The 18,605-nt window shown below is 68.0% G+C and carries 16 protein-coding genes and 1 riboswitch; of the genes, 8 read left to right on the forward strand and 8 right to left on the reverse strand.

Features of this window, described 5'->3' with window-relative positions:
* The first annotated feature begins 5 nt into the window (after window positions 1–5).
* The gene (locus G3M62_RS12205; RefSeq protein ID WP_246263574.1) at window positions 6–2,072 is read left to right on the forward strand and encodes a hybrid sensor histidine kinase/response regulator; all 2,067 of its coding nucleotides are present in this window, start codon (window positions 6–8) and stop codon (window positions 2,070–2,072) included.
* Here the strand turns inward: G3M62_RS12205 and G3M62_RS12210 are convergent.
* Both G3M62_RS12210 and rnd read right to left on the reverse strand, forming a co-directional pair.
* Window positions 2,069–3,778, reverse strand: a complete 1,710-nt coding sequence (locus G3M62_RS12210; RefSeq protein ID WP_165187364.1) for a response regulator — start codon at window positions 3,776–3,778, stop codon at window positions 2,069–2,071. The genes G3M62_RS12205 and G3M62_RS12210 overlap by 4 nt on opposite strands.
* 59 nt (window positions 3,779–3,837) lie before the next feature.
* Complete coding sequence (gene rnd, locus G3M62_RS12215; RefSeq protein ID WP_165187366.1) at window positions 3,838–5,007, reverse strand: ribonuclease D; 1,170 nt, start codon at window positions 5,005–5,007, stop codon at window positions 3,838–3,840.
* A gap of 112 nt (window positions 5,008–5,119) precedes the next feature.
* On the opposite strand from rnd, the gene purM reads away from it, so the two are divergent.
* The 4 genes from purM to G3M62_RS12235 all read left to right on the forward strand — a co-directional run bounded on the left by purM (window position 5,120) and on the right by G3M62_RS12235 (window position 11,039).
* Window positions 5,120–6,145, forward strand: coding sequence for a phosphoribosylformylglycinamidine cyclo-ligase (gene purM, locus G3M62_RS12220; protein ID WP_165187368.1), 1,026 nt, complete (start codon window positions 5,120–5,122; stop codon window positions 6,143–6,145).
* Between the two features lies 1 nt (window position 6,146).
* Window positions 6,147–6,725, forward strand: coding sequence for a phosphoribosylglycinamide formyltransferase (purN, locus tag G3M62_RS12225; RefSeq protein WP_165187370.1), 579 nt, complete (start codon window positions 6,147–6,149; stop codon window positions 6,723–6,725).
* A 149-nt stretch (window positions 6,726–6,874) separates the two neighbouring features.
* Window positions 6,875–6,964, forward strand: a riboswitch (glycine riboswitch).
* 395 nt (window positions 6,965–7,359) lie between these two features.
* Entirely contained in the window at window positions 7,360–9,750 is a 2,391-nt protein-coding gene (locus G3M62_RS12230) for a TonB-dependent receptor (protein ID WP_165187371.1), read from the forward strand.
* A gap of 56 nt (window positions 9,751–9,806) precedes the next feature.
* The gene (locus G3M62_RS12235; RefSeq protein ID WP_165187373.1) at window positions 9,807–11,039 is read left to right on the forward strand and encodes a dipeptidase; all 1,233 of its coding nucleotides are present in this window, start codon (window positions 9,807–9,809) and stop codon (window positions 11,037–11,039) included.
* On the opposite strand, the gene G3M62_RS12240 is transcribed toward G3M62_RS12235, so the two are convergent.
* Both G3M62_RS12240 and ndk read right to left on the reverse strand, forming a co-directional pair.
* Window positions 11,040–11,684, reverse strand: coding sequence for a YoaK family protein (locus tag G3M62_RS12240; protein ID WP_165187375.1), 645 nt, complete (start codon window positions 11,682–11,684; stop codon window positions 11,040–11,042).
* A gap of 114 nt (window positions 11,685–11,798) precedes the next feature.
* Entirely contained in the window at window positions 11,799–12,218 is a 420-nt protein-coding gene (gene ndk / locus G3M62_RS12245) for a nucleoside-diphosphate kinase (protein ID WP_165187376.1), read from the reverse strand.
* Between the two features lie 100 nt (window positions 12,219–12,318).
* Here ndk and G3M62_RS12250 point away from each other — a divergent pair, with 100 nt between their 5' ends.
* A complete protein-coding gene (locus G3M62_RS12250; RefSeq protein ID WP_165187378.1) occupies window positions 12,319–14,190 on the forward strand; it encodes an ABC-F family ATP-binding cassette domain-containing protein in 1,872 nt (623 codons plus the stop codon).
* Here G3M62_RS12250 and G3M62_RS12255 read toward each other — a convergent pair.
* Window positions 14,187–14,762: a hypothetical protein gene (locus G3M62_RS12255; RefSeq protein ID WP_165187380.1), complete on the reverse strand. Its 576-nt coding sequence runs from the start codon at window positions 14,760–14,762 to the stop codon at window positions 14,187–14,189. The two genes, G3M62_RS12250 and G3M62_RS12255, sit on opposite strands and share 4 nt — an antisense overlap.
* A 222-nt stretch (window positions 14,763–14,984) precedes the next feature.
* On the opposite strand from G3M62_RS12255, the gene G3M62_RS12260 reads away from it, so the two are divergent.
* Together G3M62_RS12260 and G3M62_RS12265 are read left to right on the forward strand one after the other, a co-directional pair.
* A complete protein-coding gene (locus G3M62_RS12260; protein WP_165187382.1) occupies window positions 14,985–15,389 on the forward strand; it encodes a hypothetical protein in 405 nt (134 codons plus the stop codon).
* A 133-nt stretch (window positions 15,390–15,522) separates the two neighbouring features.
* On the forward strand, window positions 15,523–16,071 hold the full coding sequence (locus G3M62_RS12265; RefSeq protein ID WP_205691859.1) for a hypothetical protein: 549 nt from the start codon (window positions 15,523–15,525) through the stop codon (window positions 16,069–16,071).
* Here G3M62_RS12265 and G3M62_RS12270 read toward each other — a convergent pair.
* Genes G3M62_RS12270 through G3M62_RS12280 form a run of 3 tightly spaced genes read right to left on the reverse strand, consistent with a single transcriptional unit; the run spans window position 16,068 to window position 18,345 of the window.
* Window positions 16,068–16,403, reverse strand: a complete 336-nt coding sequence (locus tag G3M62_RS12270; RefSeq protein WP_165187384.1) for a peptidase inhibitor I78 — start codon at window positions 16,401–16,403, stop codon at window positions 16,068–16,070. The two genes, G3M62_RS12265 and G3M62_RS12270, sit on opposite strands and share 4 nt — an antisense overlap.
* Window positions 16,400–16,861 (reverse strand): DNA polymerase III subunit chi, encoded by a 462-nt coding sequence (locus G3M62_RS12275; RefSeq protein WP_165187385.1) that lies wholly within the window; start codon window positions 16,859–16,861, stop codon window positions 16,400–16,402. The genes G3M62_RS12270 and G3M62_RS12275 overlap by 4 nt, the downstream gene beginning before the upstream one ends.
* A 2-nt stretch (window positions 16,862–16,863) precedes the next feature.
* On the reverse strand, window positions 16,864–18,345 hold the full coding sequence (locus G3M62_RS12280; RefSeq protein WP_165187387.1) for a leucyl aminopeptidase: 1,482 nt from the start codon (window positions 18,343–18,345) through the stop codon (window positions 16,864–16,866).
* Between the last annotated feature and the right edge of the window lie 260 nt (window positions 18,346–18,605).

An 18,605-nucleotide genomic window follows, 5' to 3' on the forward strand; every position in this document is an offset into this window, starting at 1 on the left:
ACGCCATGCCGGCGGGACGCCGCGCGGTGCGCAGCCTGCTGGTGCTGGGGGCGATCGTCGTGGCGATCGTCGTCCTGGGCGGCTGCGCGCTGCTGGCGTTCGCCGCGGTGTCCGTCGATCGTCTGCAGGCGCGCGAGGAGCATGTCGTCGTCGAGCAGACGCTGGAACGGTCCCTGGATCGGCTGGACAGCGACGTCGCCGCCGCGGCCGTCTGGGATCAGGCCTATGACAAGCTGGCGCCGGGCGCCGATGTCGGCTGGCTCGATCGCGAGATCGGCTCCTACTACGCCAACAACCGGGGCGACGACCTGGCCGTCGCGCTCGACGCCCACGACCGGCCCTTCTACGCCTGGGCCGAGCAGGGGCGGGTTCCGTCGACGAGCCAGTCGGCCATCGTCGCCGCCGCCGACGTCCTGATCGCCGATGTCCGTCGGCAGGAGGCCGCCGCCCGGGCAAGTCGCAAGCCGGTCGATCCCAACGCCGCGGCCGTCGCCGAAACCGCCCACGGACTGGTTCGCGCCGGCGAGCGGATCTACATGGTCGCCGTTTCGACGGTGACGCCTGAAAAGTTGAGCCATCCGCGCCGTCCCGAGCCGGCGGTGATCGTGCTTTGCGCCCAGCGGGTGGATCGCCATCTGCTGCCCGTCCTGTCCAAGGAAATGCGGATCCGCCGCCCCAGGGTGCTGGACGTGGCGCCCGACAAGACGACCGCCGTCGTGCTGCCTGACCCCAGCGGCCTGCCCCTGGGCTGGCTGGCCTGGGATCCCAAGCAGCCGGGCCTGGACGCCGTGCGCCAGGCCGCGCCGCTGGTTCTGCCCGTCGTGCTGCTGCTGGCCATCGCCGGCCTGGCCCTGGCCCTGCGCATCCGCCGGGTGGTGCGCGAGCTCGACGCCTCGGAAGCCGGTCAGAAGGCGGCCATGGTCGAGGTTGTCGAGGCCCGCGACCGCGCCCAGAGCGCCAGCCTGGCCAAGTCGCAGTTCCTGGCCAATATGAGTCACGAGATCCGCACGCCCCTGAACGGCGTGCTGGGCATGGCCCAGGTGATGGAACAGAGCGGCCTGGGCTCGCCCCATCGCGAGCACCTGAAGATCATCCGCGACAGCGGCGAGACCCTGCTGGCCATCCTCAATGACGTGCTGGACCTGTCCAAGATCGAGGCCGGGCGCTTCGAGTTGGATGACCACGTGTTCGACCTGGCCCAGACGGTGGCGGCCGCCTGTCGTCCCTTCGCCCTGCTGGCTCACCAGAAGGACGTTGAGTTCGTCACCGAGATCGCGCCCGACGCCCTGGGCGCTTGGTGCGGGGACAGCGTGCGTTTGCGCCAGGTGCTGTCGAACCTCGCGTCCAACGCCGTGAAGTTCACCGCCGAAGGGCGAATCCGGCTGACCGTCGCGGCGACGCCGGAGGGCCTGGCCTTCACCCTGACCGACACCGGCATTGGCATCGCGCCCGATCGCATCGCGGGGCTGTTCGAGAAGTTCGTCCAGGCCGACAGCTCGACCACCCGCAAGTTCGGCGGCACCGGCCTGGGCCTGGCGATCTCGCGCGAGCTGGTCGAGCGGATGGGCGGAACCCTGCGCATGGACAGCGCCAAGGGCAAGGGCTCGACCTTCGTCTTCCGCCTGCCATTCGTGCGCGCCGACGCGGCCGACTATCTGGATCCCGCCCCCGGCGAAGGCGACATCCGTTCGCTGCGCATCCTGGCGGCCGAGGACAACGCCACCAACCAGTTCATCCTGCGCGCCCTGCTCGAGCCGGCCGGCGTCGACCTGCACACCGTCGCCAACGGTCGCGAGGCGCTGGACGCCTTCCATGCCGACGACTTCGACCTGATCCTGATGGACGTGCAGATGCCCATCATGAACGGCATCGAGGCCACGCGGGCGATCCGCGAGCGCGAGAGCACGCACAGCCTCTCTCCCACCCCGATCCTGGCCCTGTCGGCCAATGTCATGAGCCACCAGGTGGCCGAATACGCCCAGGCGGGCATGGACGGCGTGGTGGCCAAGCCCGTCGACGCTGGCAAGCTGATCGAGGCGATCGCCGCGGTGATGGAGCGCGGCGCGGTCTAGGCGTCCTGCCGCTCGAGGACTCGCGCCAGGGCGTTGTGCAGGCGGGCGACCTCGAATGGCTTCTCGACGCAATCGTTCATGCCCGCCGCCACGCAGGCCTCGCGCTCGGCCGGCGAAACGCCGGCGGTGACCGCGATCACGGGGGTGACCGCATTGGGTCCCTGGGCGCGAAGGCGACGCGTGGCGTCCAGCCCGTCCAGTCCCGGCATGTTGACGTCCATCAGGATGACGTCGAACCGCTGGGCGCCGGCGATGGTCAGGGCCGCCTCGCCGTCGCTGGCTGTCTCGACCCGCAGCCCCAGGGCGCGCAGGATCTGGTCGAGAACCCGGCGATTGACCTCGTGGTCGTCGACTACCAGAGCCGTCGGCGCGCCGGCGAACACGTGCGGCACAGTCTCCTGGGACGCGGGCTTGGGCGGCGCGGCGCCTTCCAGGGCGGGCAGGCTCAGCACGAAGCGCGCGCCGCCGCCAGCCGGAGCCTGGGCGATCAGGTCGCCGCCCATCAGCTGGGCCAGGTCGCGGCTGATCGACAGGCCAAGGCCCGTGCCGCCGAAGGTCCGCGCGGTGTCGGCGCCCAACTGGTCATAGGCGGTGAACAGGCGCGACAGCTGCTCGGCGGTCAGGCCCGGCCCGGTGTCGCTGACCGTGACGCTCAGCATCCAGGTCTCGCCCTGGCGGCGGGCCTCGACGGCGACCTCTACGCGACCCGCGGCGGTGAACTTGATGGCGTTGGACACCAGGTTGTTGAGGATCTGGCGGATACGGACCGGATCGCCGCGCAGCCAGGCCGGCAGGTCGCGGCCGCCCGTCATCTTCAGCGACAGGCCCTTGGCCTTGGCGCCCGCCCGCCAGAACCGCACCGTGTCGTTGACCAGGGCCTTGGGGTCGAAATCCAGGACCTCGACGCTCATGCGGCCGGCCTCGATCTTGGAATGGTCGAGCAGGTCGTTGAGCAGGCTCCGCATCATGGAGCCGGCGTCGGCGATCAGCGCCCCCTTGTCCTGGGTCCGGGCATCGGCGGTGTCTCGCGCCAGATCAGCGGCCCCGCTGAGGATCGCGCTCAGCGGCGTGCGCAGTTCGTGGCTGACCATGGCGATGAAGGCCGACTTGGCCGCCGTCTGGGCCTCGGCGGTCCTGCGCGCCGCGCGTTCGGCCGCGAAAGTGCGGTGCGACCAGGCGAAAACCAGGCCCAGCACCAGGGTGAACAGCCCCACGCCGACGACATAGTACGGCGCCATCCGGTCCTGCGCCGTGGCGCCGACGAACGGCAGAATGAACATATAGGCCATGTGCGGCGTCACCGCCGCCACGAACGCCGCCACGCAGCCTTCCGCGCCCATCAGGGCGGTCAGCACCGAACCGGTGGCCAGCACGACGGCGGCGGCGGACGCCACCGGCGTTCCGATCGCCCACATCGGCACGACCACCCAACCGAACACGACGGCCAGGAGGACGTCGGCGGCGATGGTGTACGCCACGGCGCGACCGGGCGCGGGCCGTTTCAGGAATTCCCTGAGCGCGGCGTATTCGACGAGTTGGGCCACCATGCCGGCGACGCCCCAGGGGCCCAGGAAGGCGAAGGTGGGCCGCCACGCCAGCATGGCGCAGACCACGGCGATGATGAAGATACGCAGCGGGATCTGGCGCTGATGGGAAAGGGCCGCGGGCCTATAGGCTTCGGCCAGGCTGTCCCACGTTATACGCATACCGAAAGCGCCCCCGACAGGCCGCCGGACGACAAAAGGACTCTCGTCCTTCCGCGCCCTCAGTCCGGCTTGGGCGCGCGCCGCACTTCAACCACACGCACCCGGGTACCGTCCAGCACCAGGGCCAATTCGCCACGCTTGATCTTCAGAGCGTCCGAACCGAAGGCCTCCAGCCGCCAGCCTTGCAGGGCGGGCGTGTTGGCTTCGTCGTCGGCGGCGATCTTTTCCAGGTCCGAGACGGTGGCGATCAGCTTGGAGGCCACGCCGGCCTCTTCGGCGCGGGCCTTCAGCAGCACCTTCAGCAGCTCGACAACCGCGCCGGCCGAGGCGGGCGGCGGCGGGCCGGACTTTTCCAGCACCGGCGCATAGCCTTCCGGATCGGCCAGGGCGGCCTTGATCGCGGCCAGCAGGTCGGGACCGAACTTGGAGCCGCCAAAGCCCTTGGGCACGCTGCGCAGGGTGTTGAGCCCGTCCAGCGAGGTCGGCGCCTGGGTGGCCAGTTCGTCGATGGCCTCGTCCTTCAGGATGCGGCCACGCGGCTGGTCGCGGGTCTGGGCGGTGCGCTCGCGCCAGGCGGCCACGGCCTTGAACACCGCCAGGTACTTGGCGGCGGTCTTGCGCGGACGCAGGCGGCGCCAGGCCTTTTCCGGATCGACGTCGTAGGCGGCCGGATCGTTGAGCGCCTTCATCTCCTCTTCCACCCAGGCCAGGCGTCCGGCCTTTTCCAGGCGGTCGCGCAGAATGGGGAACAGGGTCGCCAGATGGGTCACGTCGGCGACGGCGTAGGTCAGCTGGGCGTCGCTCAGCGGACGGCGGGCCCAGTCGGTGAAGCGGCTGGACTTGTCCAGCTCGATCTTCAGCATCTGGCGGACCAGGGCGTCATAGGCGATCTGCTCGCCGAACCCGGCGGCCATGCCGGCCACCTGGGTGTCGAATAGCGGCGTGGGCATCGCGTTGAGATTGTTGAAGATCTCGACGTCCTGGCGCGCGGCGTGGAACACTTTCAGGATCGACGGATCGCGCAGGATCTCAAGCAGCGGCTCGAGGTCGATGCCCTCGGCCAGCGGATCGATACAGGCTTCGGTGTCCGGAGAGGCCACCTGGATCAAGCACAGCTTGGGCCAGTAGGTGGTCTCGCGCATGAACTCGGTGTCCACGGCGATGAAGGGCTGTCCCTTCAACTCATTACAGAACGCCGCCAGCTCAGCGGTAGTGGTGATCGTCGTCATCGGCTGCTAATAGCCTCGCGCACCCCCGAGTCTGCAAGCACAAGCTTGGGGTGTGCGGCAAGTTTCCTTTCAAAAACGGCCCGTTGGGCCGTCTTCGACCCAGAGCGAACGCATGAGCGACCCCCAAAACGGCCTCACCTACGCCCAGGCCGGCGTGGATATCGATGCGGGCAACGCCCTGGTCGAGGCCATCAAGCCCCTGGCCAAGGCCACCCGGCGCCCCGGCGCGGACGGCGGCCTGGGCGGCTTCGGCGCCCTGTTCGACCTGAAGGCGGCCGGTTACGACGACCCGCTGCTGGTCTCCACCACCGACGGCGTCGGCACCAAGCTGCGCATCGCCATCGACACCGGCATGCACGCCACGGTCGGGATCGACCTGGTGGCCATGTGCGTCAACGACCTGCTGGCCCAGGGCGCCGAGCCGCTGCTGTTCCTCGACTATTTCGCCACCGGCAAGCTGGACGTCGCGACCGCCACCAGCGTGGTGGCCGGCATCGCCGACGGCTGCAAGCTGGCCGGGGCGGCCCTGGTGGGCGGCGAGACCGCCGAAATGCCGGGCATGTACAGCGACGGCGAATACGACCTGGCCGGCTTCTCGGTCGGGGCGGTCGAGCGTGACGGCGTCCTGCCCAAGCTGGACAAGCAGCGGGCCGGCGATGTGATCATCGGCATCGGCTCGTCCGGTCCGCACTCCAATGGCTATTCGCTGGTGCGCCGCGTGGTCGAGCGTTCGGGCCTGGCCTGGGACGCCCCGGCCTCCTTCGCGGAAGGCCAGACCCTGGCCCAGGCCCTGATGGCCCCGACCCGCATCTATGTGAAGTCGATCCTGCCCCTGCTGCAGTCGGGCCGGGTCAAGGGCGGCGCCCACATCACCGGCGGCGGCCTGATCGAGAACCCGCCGCGCTGCATCGCCGAGGGCCTGAAGGCCGAGTTCGACTGGAACGCCTGGCCCCTGCCCCCGGTCTTCGACTGGCTGCAGCGCGAAGGCGGCATTTCCGACCATGAACTGCGCCGCACGTTCAACTGCGGCGTGGGCTTCATCCTGGTGGTGGCGGCTTCGGACGCCGAGCCGGTGCTGGCGGCCCTGCTGAACGCCGACGAGGACGCCTTCATCTGCGGCCAGCTCGTCGCGGCCTAGAATGAGCAAGACCAAGGTCGCTGTCTTGATCTCCGGCCGGGGCTCCAACATGGAGGCCCTGGTCCGGGCCGCCCAGGACCCCGCCTGCCCGTTCGAGATCGCCCTGGTGCTGTCGAACAAGCCCGAGGCCGGCGGCCTGGCCACGGCCGCCGCGGCGGGGACCGAGGCCCTGGCCGTCGACCAGCGCGACTTCGGCAAGGACCGCGAGGCCCACGAGCGCGCCATCGACGCGGCCCTGCGCCAGCGCGGAATCCAGGTCGTGGCCTTGGCGGGCTACATGCGCATCCTGACGCCGTTCCTGGTGAACGCCTGGGAAGGCCGGATGCTCAACATCCACCCGTCCCTGTTGCCGGCCTATCCCGGCCTGGACACCCACGGCCGCGCCCTGGCCGCCGGCGAGGTCGAGGCCGGCTGCACCGTCCACCTGGTCACCGCCGGCGTCGACGAAGGCCCGGTGCTGGGCCAGGCCCGCGTGCCGATCCTGCCGGGCGACACCGAGCACATGCTGAGCGACCGCGTGCTGGAGCAGGAGCACCAGCTCTATCCGGCGACCTTGGCCGAGTTCGTGCGGGGGCTCTAAGCGCCCCCGACTTGCACCAGAACGAACTTCCGCGCGATGGGACGCCGGGAAAAGCGGCTACGGCTGCGCCCCACGAGGGCGCCCGCGACCAAGCCGTGAAATCGGCGTTTCCATGAATTGACGCAACATCAGTTGCCGATCCTCCTGAAGGGGCTCTCGCGGGAGAGATCGGGTCTCGGCCCGGCGCTGAAGGCGAAACCGCCCCGGAAACGCTCAAGCAAAAGGACCGCGACGGCCTCGAAACGCTGGAAAGCAGGGCGCGTCTGCGTGCGCCCTCGCCGAAGGAGCAAGGCGATCTCCCGTCCAACGGGTGGGACCGCTGAATCTCTCAGGCGCCAAGGACAGCGGGGGTGCGGAAGGCGGACCATGACGGTTCGTCACGACACCTCTTGGCTGCCGATGACCTGAATCCACGCTCCACGATCCATTTTCGAAGTTCGTCCGGCTTCAACGCGATGACCTGTGTGGTTTTCGCGAGATACCCATTTGAGGTAACAATATAGAATATTTTCAATGTTCATAATTTATACATGACTGCGCAGCGCTTGGACCTGATTTTATATTATTATCGCAAACAGCTTTTCTGAATTTACCTGGATAAGACGACCGTCGAGCTTGGCCTCAGTCAAAATGATTGGGGATAGTCATGACGAACACGCGTCTTTCACCGGCCTCGCGCCATTTCCGGGCCTTGCTGCTCGCCGCCACCGTTCTGGGAGGCGCGACGCCGGCCCTGGCCCAGGAGGCCGACAAGGTCTCGACCGTCGATGAACTGGTCGTCACCGGGGCCCGGGTGTCCGAGGCCAGCGTCGCCATCGGCACCGACCACGCCACCGCCACGGTCTCGATCACTCGCGAGGCGCTGCTGTCGGCCCCGGCCGGCGTGACCGGCCTGAAGATGCTGGAGAGCCTGCCGGGCTTCAACGTCCAGGCCAACGACGCCCTGGGCATGTACGAGTTCGGCAACTCGGTCTCGGTGCGGGCCTTCAACTTCCAGCAGATCGGCTTCCTGCTCGACAACATTCCGATGGGCCGCAGCGACCAGTTCGGCGGCAGCCCGATCTATCGCTATGTCGACAACGAGAACCTCAACCGCGTGACGGCCTCGGCGGGGGCCGGCGACGTCGCCCTGCCCAGCTACGCCTCGCTGGGCCCGATCGTCGACTACTTCACCCAGAAGCCCTCCGAGACGGCCGGCGGCTCGGCCAGCCAGACCTTCGGCAGCGACAGCCTGCGCCGCACCTTCCTGCGCCTGGAGACCGGCGAGCACGCGGGGCTGTCGGCCTATGTCAGCGGCTCGTGGATCAAGGGCGACCTGTGGCGCGGTCCGGGCACGATCGACCGCAAGCACTATGAGGGCAAGATCAACTACGCCCTGTCCAACGGCGGGAACATCAGCTTCCAGACCGTGCACAACGACTATTACGACTATGACAGCCCCTCGATCACCAAGGCGCAATACGCCGGCACGGCCAACGATCCGTTCGGCCGCAAGGGCCGCAGCTTCGCCTATCTGGGCAATGTGCCGCTCTCGACGCCGTTCGGCTCGGCGGCCACCGATTCCAGCCTGCCCCAGACCACGGCGGGCGTCCCCTACTCCAACGCCAACTACGCCCAGTACTACAAGTTCGCGGTCAACAAGCGGAAGGACCACCTCTACGGCCTGACCCTCAACACCCCGATCACCGACGCGATCGACGTGACCGCCACCGGCTACTACGAGGACAAGAGCGGGTATGGCGTCTCGCCCGAGGCCTACACCACCTCGCTGGCCAGCTACAACGCCGAGCGCCTGATCGTGGCCGGCCTCACCGCCCCCAAGGGCCTGCAGTACGGCCTGTCGGGCATCGACGGCACCCGCAAGGGCGTGACCGGCAAGGTGGCCTGGCGCGCGGGCTTCAACAAGTTCGAGGCCGGGCTCTGGCTCGAGGACGACGACTATCACCGCACCCAGGCGCGCTATAACGTCCAGGACGGCAATCCCGACGGCGCGCCGCTGCTGAACGAGCCGGTTCACCTGCAGCGCAACTACACGTCGACCCGCGAGACCACCCAGTTCTTCCTGAAGGACACGCTGAGTCTGGTCGACGACAAGCTGAAGGTCGAGCTGGGCTTCAAGGCCACCGACATCGACTACAAGATCAGCGGCTATCGCAATCCGGCCGACTACATCGCCAAGCGCCAGCCGACCATCAAGGCCAACTGGAAGGACGATTTCCTGCCGCAGGTGGGCGTGGTCTACAACCTCAACAGCCGCGACCAGATCTTCTCGTCCTATTCGGAGAACATGGCCCTGCCCCGCGGCGCGGACGACGTGTTCTCGGCCGCCAGCCCGTCGGCGCCGGGTCCGGAACCGGAAACCTCGACCAACCTGGAACTGGGCTACCGCGCCAACCGGCCGACGTTCAACGCCTCGTTCGTGGTCTACAAGACCGAGTTCAAGAACCGCCTGCAGGCCTTCGCGGCCCTGGTGCCGGGCGGCGGCGGCACGACCGAGACCTTCTACCAGAACGTCGGGGCGGTGAAGGCCTCCGGGGCCGAGTTCAGCGGCCAGTGGAAGCCGGAGCTGCTGGGCGGCAAGATCTATTTCAACGCCAACGCCTCGTACAACAAGTCGGAGTTCCAGGACGACATCGCCAACTTCACCCTGACCCCGACGCCGGCGGCGCTGAAGATCGCCGGCAATGCGGTGCCCGACTTCCCCGAATGGCTGTTCCAGGGCGGGGTGACGGTCGAGCCGACCGACGGAGTGGTGTTCAACGTCTCGGCCCGCCACATCGACGACCGCTACACCAACTTCACCAACAGCGAGACGACCAAGGGCTACACGATCGTCAACGCCTATCTCGACCTGGGCGATGGCTTCGCGGCCGGTCCGCTCAAGCAGGTCAAGGCGCGGGTCAATGTCGATAACATCTTCGACAAGGACTATCTGGGCACGATCAGCACCACGGTGAACACCCCGGCCACCTTCCGGCCCGGCTCGCACCGGACGATCCAGTTCACCCTTTCCGCCGACTTCTAGGTCCACCTCCCGGCCAGCCTCGTGAGAGGCTGGCCGGACAGCTTTCGAGTATCCGCATGACCCGCACCCTGCTTCTCGCCGCCGTCTCGGCCCTCGCCCTCGCCTCTTCCGCCCCTTCCTCCTTGGTTTGGGCCGCCGAAACCGCCGCCTCGGCTCGCAAGATCCACGAGGGTCTTCTGACCCTCGACACCCACCTGGACACGCCGGCCAATTTCGGCCGGCCGGGCTGGGACATCCTGGACCGTCACGACGCGGCGAAGGACGGCTCGCAGATCGACTATCCGCGCATGGTCGAGGGCGGACTGGATGGCGGCTTCTTCGCCATCTACACGCCCCAGGGTCCGCGCACGCCCGAGGCCACCCGCGCCGCCCGCGACGGCGCCCTGATCCGCGGCGTCGAGATCCGCGAGATGGTCGCCAAGCACGGCGACAAGTTCGGCCTGGCGTTGAAGGCCGACGACGCCGCCAAGATCGCCGCCCAGGGCAAGCGGGTGGTCTTCATGAGCATCGAGAACAGCTACCCGATCGACGGCGACGTCACCCTGCTGTCCAGCTTCTACGCCCTGGGCGTGCGGATCAGCGGCCTGGCGCACTTCAAGAACAACGACATGGCCGACAGCTCGACCGACAAGCCCGAGTGGCATGGCCTGTCGCCGCTCGGAAAGCAGTACGTCGCTGAAGCCAACCGGCTGGGGATCGTGCTGGACGGCTCGCACTCGTCCGACGACGTGCTGGACCAGCTTATTGCTCTTTCGAAGACCCCGGTGATCCTGACCCATTCGGGCTGCAAGGCGGTGTTCGACCATCCGCGCAATGTCGACGACGCCCGCATCAAGGCACTGGCCGACAGCGGCGGGGTGATCCAGGTCGACGCCTATTCCAGCTATCTGATCGACACGCCCAAGAACCCCGACCGCGAGGCCGCCATGGCCGCCCTGATGGCCAAGGTCGGGGCCCGCAACAAGATGACCGAGGAGCAGCGCGCCGCCTTCCTGGCCGAGCGTAACGCCATCGACGCCAAGTGGCCGGTGACCAAGGCGACCTTCCAGGACTTCATGAACCACCTCAACCACGCCCTGAAGGTGGCTGGGGTCGATCACGTGGGCGTCGGCATCGACTTCGACGGCGGCGGCGGCGTCACCGGCCTGAACGACGCCTCGGACTACTGGAAGATCTCCCAGGCCCTGCTGGCCGAGGGCTACACCGAGGCCGATCTTCAAAAGATCTGGAGCGGCAACGTCCTGCGCCTGCTGCGCGCGGCCGAGGCGGCGAAGGCGCCGACGGGGTGATCAGCCTCTGAGGCTTTCCCGCCAGGCCTTGGCGGCGGCAAGGATCGCGATCAGCGCCGCCGCCGCCCACAGGGCCAGGACGCCGAACCACAGATAGGCCGCAGCGCCCAGAGCGCCGCCAAGACTCAGCCCGGCCCACAGCAGGGTGTAAGGGCCCCAAGCCCAGCGGTCGCCGCCGGTCAGGGCCGTGGCGATCCGCTGGCCGGCCTTGACCAGGGCGCCGGTCATGTAGGTCAGACCGAGGCCCACATCGCCGTCCCGCTGGAACACCGCGTTCTCGGCCCCCATGGCCAAGACCATGGCCGCGACGCCAGCGGTGTTAAAGCCCGCGGAGATCAAGGCGGCGGCGATGGCCAGCAGGGCGGCCACCAGAGCCAGGATCACCGATCGCCGATCTTCGCCCGCCTTGCGCGCGACCAACGCCCCCAGCACCACCCCGACGACAAACAACCCGATCAGCGCCAGGGCGGTGCGCGCCATCGTCCACTGCCCGGTGGCGATCCCCACGCCCAGGCGCGTGGAGTTGCCGCTCATGAACGAGACGAAGAAGCCGCCAAGCTTCAGGAAGCCGATGGCGTCGACATAGCCGGCGACGCCCGACAGCCCGACCGCCAGAGCAACGTCGCGACGGCGATAGTCCTTCATGCTCCTGGTCCCCAGCGACGCTGAGGAGATCGTCACCGATCCGAGGCGGCCTTCGCAAACAAAAAGGCCGGCGGATCGCTCCGCCGGCCTCTTCGTATCGGTAAGGCGGAAGCCTTAGCCGACGATTTCTTCGTCCTTGAAGAACTGGGCGATTTCGATGCCCGCGTTTTCCAGGCTGTCCGAACCGTGGACCGAGTTCTCGCCGATCGACAGCGCGAACAGCTTGCGGATCGTGCCTTCGTCGGCGTTGTCCGGGTTGGTCGCGCCCATCACTTCGCGGTACTTCAGGACGGCGTTGTCGCCTTCCAGCACCTGAACGACCACCGGTTCGGCGGTCATTTGCGCGACGAGTTCGCCGTAGAACGGGCGCTCGGCGTGGACTTCGTAGAACTTCTTGGCTTGAGCGTCGCTCAGCTTCACGCGGCGCTGGGCCACGATGCGCAGACCGGCTTCTTCGATGACGGCGTTGATCTTGCCCGTCAGGTTGCGACGCGTGGCGTCAGGCTTGATGATCGAGAAGGTGCGTTCGGTCATGATCCGAAAATCTCACAGAGAAAGTTTGTCGATTGGGAGGTTGCGGGCTTATAGCCGGGCGCCTCCTCCCCGCCAACCCGCCGCGTAACCTTAAAATCAAATGCTCCAGATCAAAGACCTGACGTTCAACGCCTGGGGTCGCAAGTTCTTCGACCACGCCAGCGTGAGTCTGCCCCCAGGCTCCAAGGTCGGACTGATCGGACGCAACGGCGTGGGCAAGTCCACGCTGTTCAAATTGATCCTGGGTCAACTGCAGGCCGGCGACGACGAAATCAGCCTGCCCAAGAGCGCGCGCATCGGTTCGGTGGACCAGGAGCACCCGGCCACGCCCTTCACCTTGCTGGAGACGGTGCTGGAGGCCGACGAGGAGCGTCACAGCCTGCTCACGCGCCTGGACACGGCCGAACCCGAGGAGATGGGCGAGATCTGGGCCCGCTTGATCGAGATCGACGCCGACGCCGCGCCGGCCAAGGCTTCGGAAATCCTGGTGGGCCTGGGCTTTACGCAAGACGACCTGGCGCGGCCGATGGCAGAGTTCTCCGGCGGCTGGCGGATGCGCGTGGCCCTGGCCGCGGCGCTGTTCGCCGAACCCGACATGCTGCTGCTGGACGAACCGACCAACTATCTCGACCTGGAAGGCGCGCTCTGGCTCGAAGCCAGGCTGCAGAAGTACCCGCACACCGCCCTGATCGTCAGCCACGACCGCGAGCTGCTCAACAACAGCTGTACGCACATGCTGCACCTGGCCGGCGGCAAGCTGGAGCTCTACACCGGCGGCTACGACGACTTCGAGGAGCGTCGCGCCGAGAAGGCCCGCCTGCAACTCTCCGCGAAAGCCAAGCAGGACGCCGAGCGCGCCCACCTGCAGGCCTTCGTCGACCGCTTCAAGGCCAAGGCCTCCAAAGCGGCGCAAGCGCAGTCCCGCATGAAGCGCCTGGCCAAGATGCAGCCGGTGGCCACCACGATCGAGGAGCGCGTCGCGCCCTTCACCCTGCCCTCGCCGCCCCGCCCGCTGCCGCCGCCGCTGATCCGGCTGGAGCGCGCCAATGTGGGCTACGAGGAAGGCCGCTCGATCCTAAAGAACCTCAACCTGCGCATGGACCTGGACGACCGCATCGGCCTGCTGGGCGTCAACGGCGCGGGCAAGTCGACCTTCGCCAAGATGATCGCCGGGGCGTTGGGCGTGCAGTCGGGCGAATTCCACCGCGACCGCAAGATGCGGGTCGGCTGGTTTCACCAGCACCAGATCGAGGCGATGGATCCGGTCGACACCCCGCTGGAGATCATCCGGCGGGCCATGCCGGACGCCTCGGAAAGCTCGCGCCGCTCGAAGCTGGCCCAGTTCGGCCTGGGCTTCGAGAAGCAGGAGACCACGGTCGCCAACCTGTCGGGCGGCGAACGCGCTCGTCTGCTGCTCAACATGGTGGCGATGGACGCGCCGCACATGCTGATCCTCGACGAACCGACCAACCACCTGGACATCGACAGCCGCCGCGCCCTGCTGGACGCCCTGAATGACTACGAGGGCGCGGTGATCCTGATCACCCACGACCGTTCGCTGATGGAACTGGTCGCCGACCGCCTGTGGCTGGCCGCCGACGGCACCGTCAAGCCGTTCGACGGCGACATGGACGAATACGCCAAGTTCGTGCTCGACCGCGCCAAGCAGTCGGTGAAGCCGACCCAGGTGGCGCGCGAGGACGTGAAGGCCGCTCCGGCCGCCGCGCCCGCCAGGAAGACCGTCGCCATCGAACCGCTGAAGCGCAAAATCGAGGCCGCCGAGCAGGTCGTCACCCGCACCACCCGCCAGGTCGCCGAGCTGGAAACCCAACTGGCCGATCCGCAGCTCTACAAGAACCCGACCAAGGTCGCCGAACTGACCAAGCGCCGCGACAACGCCAAGGCCAAGCTGGACGAGGCCGAAGCGTCCTGGATGAGCCTGGCCGAAGAACTGGCGGCTGCCGAGGCCTAGGCGCTCGTCGAGACCTGAGCGGTCGTCGGATCCCACTGGGCGCGGAAGGCGTCCATGGCCGCGCGATACGGCGCCATGGCCTGGTCGCGCTTGGCCTGGTCGGCGGCGTAAGTGATCTCCCACTGCGACTGGGTCTGGGCGGTGTCGGCCATCTTGACGGTCCCGCCCAACGCGGCGGCGATCTTGTTGGCCCGCCATTGAGCCAGCTGGGGACCGCCGGCATAGGGCTCGTCGGTCCCGGTGACGATCCCATCCGCCTGGCCGTAGGTGGTCGACGAGCCGCCGTTGTAGAGCCGGGCCACCACCTTGCCGTCCTTGTAGACCTCGGCGAACAGCTTGGACGGGTCGTCGTCGGAGGTGACGCCGGAGTTCCGCATGGCGTCAATCATGTTTCTGGGGTCGATCAGCGACGGGAGCCTCGCCACAGGGGGCAGGCGGGCGGCCAACGGCTTGATCGTGGAGATATCGATACGCTTCAGTTCCGAGACCAGGAACCCCGCGTCTGGACGAGGCGCGGTCGTCGCCGTCGTCTGGGCCAAGCCGCTCGTCGAATTCGTCGCGCCGATGGTCATCACTCGATCTCCGGTTTCGCTGGCCGGACGGGAGCAATCACCGTGCCGGAGAAAAACCATCGGAAAATCAATGCTACGTTGTATGACGTAGCAAGCTTGGCCGGCGTTTCTTGCCCAGCAGAGGCAAAACGCGGGGGCTGATTTTGCACAACCCTTGGTTAACCGCCGCGAAACCACGTCTCTTAGCCAATATGTGAGATCGCGGAGCGTAATCCTGCTCGCATGAGTTCAGGAACCACGTCCCGAAATCACATCGTCGCCAATCCCGAAGGCCTGTCGGCCACGTCGGTGCTGATGGCGTTCGGCGAATGGCTGGATCAACGTCTGGCCGAGGCCATGCGGCTGGACATGGACCTGGCGTTCCGCGATCGCCCGTTCGACATAGAGACCGATCGCACGCCGGCCCTGGTCGGCTGGGAGCATCGCTACCTGCAACCGGGCGCGGCGGCGCCGCGCGGCAAGATGTGGACCGTCTATCGCCTGCAGGATCAGACCGGCCGCCCCGCGCCGCTGCTCAAGCATGCCGACGACTATGCCGACACCATGACCCCGTTGCTGGGCGAGCTGGGCTATCTGGGCGTGTTCGACGGCGAACCGGCGCTGTTTCCGGGCGTCGGAACCCGCTAGCGCTCCGAGGCCTTACGCTCGCGCCGGGCCGGGTCCATGCTGCCGGTGATCCCGGGAGCGGTCATGTCGCAGGAATCCAGACTGAAGGGAGGAGAGCCTGGGCGTACGCCCCTGCCCGACCGTTGGCGGACGATTGGCGGTCTGCCAGGCCGAGCGGCCGGGACAGGGCAAGCCCCAGTACTCGCTGAACCACTTCCGCCGCCAGCGCGAGACGGTGGGCCGGATGTTGTGCCCCATGTGCGGAGAGCCCACGGCCTCCGGCGACCGCTGGACCCAGGTCGCCAAGCGTGCGCCCGCCGGCCTGCTGCGCGCCCGAGGCCTGGGTATGGCCCTACCCGCTCCGGTGCCCAACGAACGGATCATCATCGACGCCGGCTCGATCGCCCCACTTCATGACGCCTGCGTCAAGCGCTCGCTGGCGCATTGTCCGCACCTCAAGGCTCATCCTGGCGTCGAGGTCATGGCCTGGCCCGAACACTGGACCGTGGCGCCGCTGATGGTGGAGGCCGTGGCGCCGCCGACGCTGGCGATCATCGCGGCTCCGCGCGCGCCGCCCCGAGCCGCCGTGGGCTTCCTGCAGATCTTCGGCCTGACCCAGGACAGCGATCCACGCTGGCGGCGACGCTTGCGAGAGCTGGATCTGGCGCCGAGCCAGCCTCACGACCCGCGCCAGGGCGCCTAGCCGCACTTCACCTGCTGAACGACGCCCGTATCGGGATTGAACAGGATGTTCAGCCGGTCGGGGCGATAGTCCATGGTCACCGGGCACGTCGTGCAGGCCACGCGCCAGCGCGAGGGATCGACGGGCGCCGGCAGGTCGGTGCGGTTCTTGCCGACGAAGGCCTGGGCGTCCTTCAGGCCGCACTGGTCCTTCTCGGCCACCGGCGCGGTGGGCAAGGCAATGGCGGACGGCGCGGTCGGCGTGGCCGGCGGCGGCATGGGCGCGGGAGCCGGCGCGCCGCTGGAGCACGAGGCCAGGAACAGCGCGACGGCGCCCAGTACGAACCGCTTCATGCCTGTTTCTCCCAACCGCGTTCGGCGCCCTGACGCCAGTAGGACACGGGGTGGCCCGCGCCCTTGAAAGCTTTCCAACGCCCTCGCGCCAGGCGCAGGGCTTCCTCGTCACGACCGTCGAACAGCAGGATGCAGCGTTCGAACGCCGAAAGATCGCCCGGCTCGGCCCCGTCGAGCAGGAACAACGCCTGACCGCCGTTCGGGTTGTCCAGCTTGTCGGTCAGCAGCACCGGCTGGCGGTCGGCCATCGGCTCGTCGTCCAGGCCATGCGGCAGGAAACTGTCGTCGCGCCAGGTCCACAGATGGGCGTCCAGGGCGCGCAGGCGCGCGGGATCGCCGCCGCGCACCAGGGCCCGCCAACCGCGTCCCAGGGTCTTTTCCAGCAGCCCGGGCAGCACCTCTTCCAAGGGGCTGCGCTCGAGGTGGTAGAACCAGATATCGCAGGACGCGGCGGTCAAGATCAGCCTTCGTAGGCGTCCGCCACCAGGCGGTTCAGCAGACGCACGCCATAGCCGACCGCGCCGTCCGGAATGGTCGGATCGGTCGAGGGCTTCTTCCAGGCCACCGAAGCGATGTCCAGGTGAGCCCACGGGACGCCGTTGACGAACTTCTGCAGGAACAGCGCCGCGGTGATCGAGCCGGCCGGGCGGCCGCCGATGTTCTTCATGTCGGCGATCGGGCTTTCGATCTGCTTCTCATAGGCGGCCGGCAGGGGCAGGCGCCACAGCGGCTCGCGCTCGGACTTGCCGGCGGCGAGAAGTTTTTCCGACAAGCCGTCGTTATTGCTGAACAAACCTGCCAGATCATGACCCAGGGAGATGATGATCGCGCCAGTCAGGGTGGCCAGGTCGACCATGAACTTGGGCTTGAAGCGATCCTGGCAGTACCAGAGCGCATCGGCCAGCACGAGGCGGCCTTCGGCGTCGGTGTTGATGACCTCGATGGTCTGGCCCGACATCGAGGTGACCACGTCGCCGGGGCGCTGGGCGTTGCCGTCGGGCATGTTCTCGACCAGGCCCAGGACGCCGATGGCGTTGACCTTGGCCTTGCGGCCGGCCAGGGCGTGCATGACGCCGGTCACGGCGGCCGCGCCGCCCATGTCCCACTTCATGTCTTCCATGCCGTCGGCCGGCTTGATCGAGATGCCGCCGGTGTCGAAGGTGACGCCCTTGCCGACGAAGGCCACGGGCTGGGCCGACTTGTCGGACGCGCCCAGCCACTTGATCACCACCAGTTGGCTCTCGCGCCGGCTGCCCTGCCCCACGCCCAGCAGGCTGCCCATGCCCAGCTTGGCCATCTCGGCCTCGCCGAGGATCTCGACCTCCAGACCCAGCGTCTCCAGGCCCTTCACGCGGGCGGCGAATTCCTCGGGGTGCAGGATGTTGGCGGGCTCGGCGACCAGGTCGCGGGCGAACAGGACGCCATCGGCGACGGCTTCCAAAGCGGCGAAGGCCTTTTGGGCCTTGGCCGGATCGGCGGCGGCCACCTTGACCACGCTGACCGAGGGCTTCTTCTCGGCCTTCTCGGTGGTGCGGTATTTGTCGAAGCGATAGGCGGCCAGCTTGACGCCGAAGGCCGCGCGGGCGGCCGTCTCGGCGTCGCCGCCCAGCTTCAGCACCAGCTCGGTGACGCCGGAGGCCTTCAGCGCCTGAAAGGCGTGGCCGGCGGCGATCTCGACGGTTTCCGGCTCGACCGCGCCATCGCCGTCGACGCCGACCAGCAGCACGCGGGCGGCTTCCAGGCCTGCGGGAGCGATCAGGTCCAAGGTCTGGCCCTTGGCGCCGGTGAAGCGACCACCGGCCACGGCGCGCGCCAGGGCCCCGCCGGTCGCCTCGTTGACGGCCTTGGCCTCGGGCGACAGGGCGGCGGCCTCGTAGGCCAGGACGGCCAGGGCGGCGTTGGCGCCGGCTTGGGTGTCGGCGGTGACGAACTCGATACGCATGACGCGCTCCTGAAAACCGGTGGAGCCCTAGCAGGACCTTCAGCCCGTTGGATTGACGCAAACCCGAACCGAAGAAAAGCACCAATCGCAGGCGGCGTCGGCGCGATGGCCGCCCGACCCCAGGGACCGATGGGGGGAACGCCTCTTTCTCGCCTGACTTGAGCGGTTGTGCCCACGCGAACACGGCGTGTAGAAGAGGCCTTACTTCCTGGGGGCGCCCGCGCGACTCCGCCTTATTCCCGTCCCCGCCGGTTCCCTGC

The organism is Caulobacter soli, assembly GCF_011045195.1.
Taxonomy (GTDB): Bacteria; Pseudomonadota; Alphaproteobacteria; order Caulobacterales; family Caulobacteraceae; genus Caulobacter; species Caulobacter soli.

Excerpts from the sequence above, each read along its gene's own strand:
- G3M62_RS12255 (WP_165187380.1), bottom strand. The coding sequence starts at position 14,762 with ATGACCATCGGCGCGACGAATTCGACGAGCGGCTTGGCCCAGACGACG.
- ndk (WP_165187376.1), bottom strand. The coding sequence starts at position 12,218 with ATGACCGAACGCACCTTCTCGATCATCAAGCCTGACGCCACGCGTCGC.
- G3M62_RS12250 (WP_165187378.1), top strand. The coding sequence starts at position 12,319 with ATGCTCCAGATCAAAGACCTGACGTTCAACGCCTGGGGTCGCAAGTTC.
- G3M62_RS12240 (WP_165187375.1), bottom strand. The coding sequence starts at position 11,684 with ATGAAGGACTATCGCCGTCGCGACGTTGCTCTGGCGGTCGGGCTGTCG.
- G3M62_RS12260 (WP_165187382.1), top strand. The coding sequence starts at position 14,985 with ATGAGTTCAGGAACCACGTCCCGAAATCACATCGTCGCCAATCCCGAA.
- rnd (WP_165187366.1), bottom strand. The coding sequence starts at position 5,007 with ATGACGACGATCACCACTACCGCTGAGCTGGCGGCGTTCTGTAATGAG.
- purM (WP_165187368.1), top strand. The coding sequence starts at position 5,120 with ATGAGCGACCCCCAAAACGGCCTCACCTACGCCCAGGCCGGCGTGGAT.
- G3M62_RS12270 (WP_165187384.1), bottom strand. The coding sequence starts at position 16,403 with ATGAAGCGGTTCGTACTGGGCGCCGTCGCGCTGTTCCTGGCCTCGTGC.
- G3M62_RS12210 (WP_165187364.1), bottom strand. The coding sequence starts at position 3,778 with ATGCGTATAACGTGGGACAGCCTGGCCGAAGCCTATAGGCCCGCGGCC.
- purN (WP_165187370.1), top strand. The coding sequence starts at position 6,147 with ATGAGCAAGACCAAGGTCGCTGTCTTGATCTCCGGCCGGGGCTCCAAC.
- G3M62_RS12205 (WP_246263574.1), top strand. The coding sequence starts at position 6 with ATGCCGGCGGGACGCCGCGCGGTGCGCAGCCTGCTGGTGCTGGGGGCG.
- G3M62_RS12280 (WP_165187387.1), bottom strand. The coding sequence starts at position 18,345 with ATGCGTATCGAGTTCGTCACCGCCGACACCCAAGCCGGCGCCAACGCC.
- G3M62_RS12235 (WP_165187373.1), top strand. The coding sequence starts at position 9,807 with ATGACCCGCACCCTGCTTCTCGCCGCCGTCTCGGCCCTCGCCCTCGCC.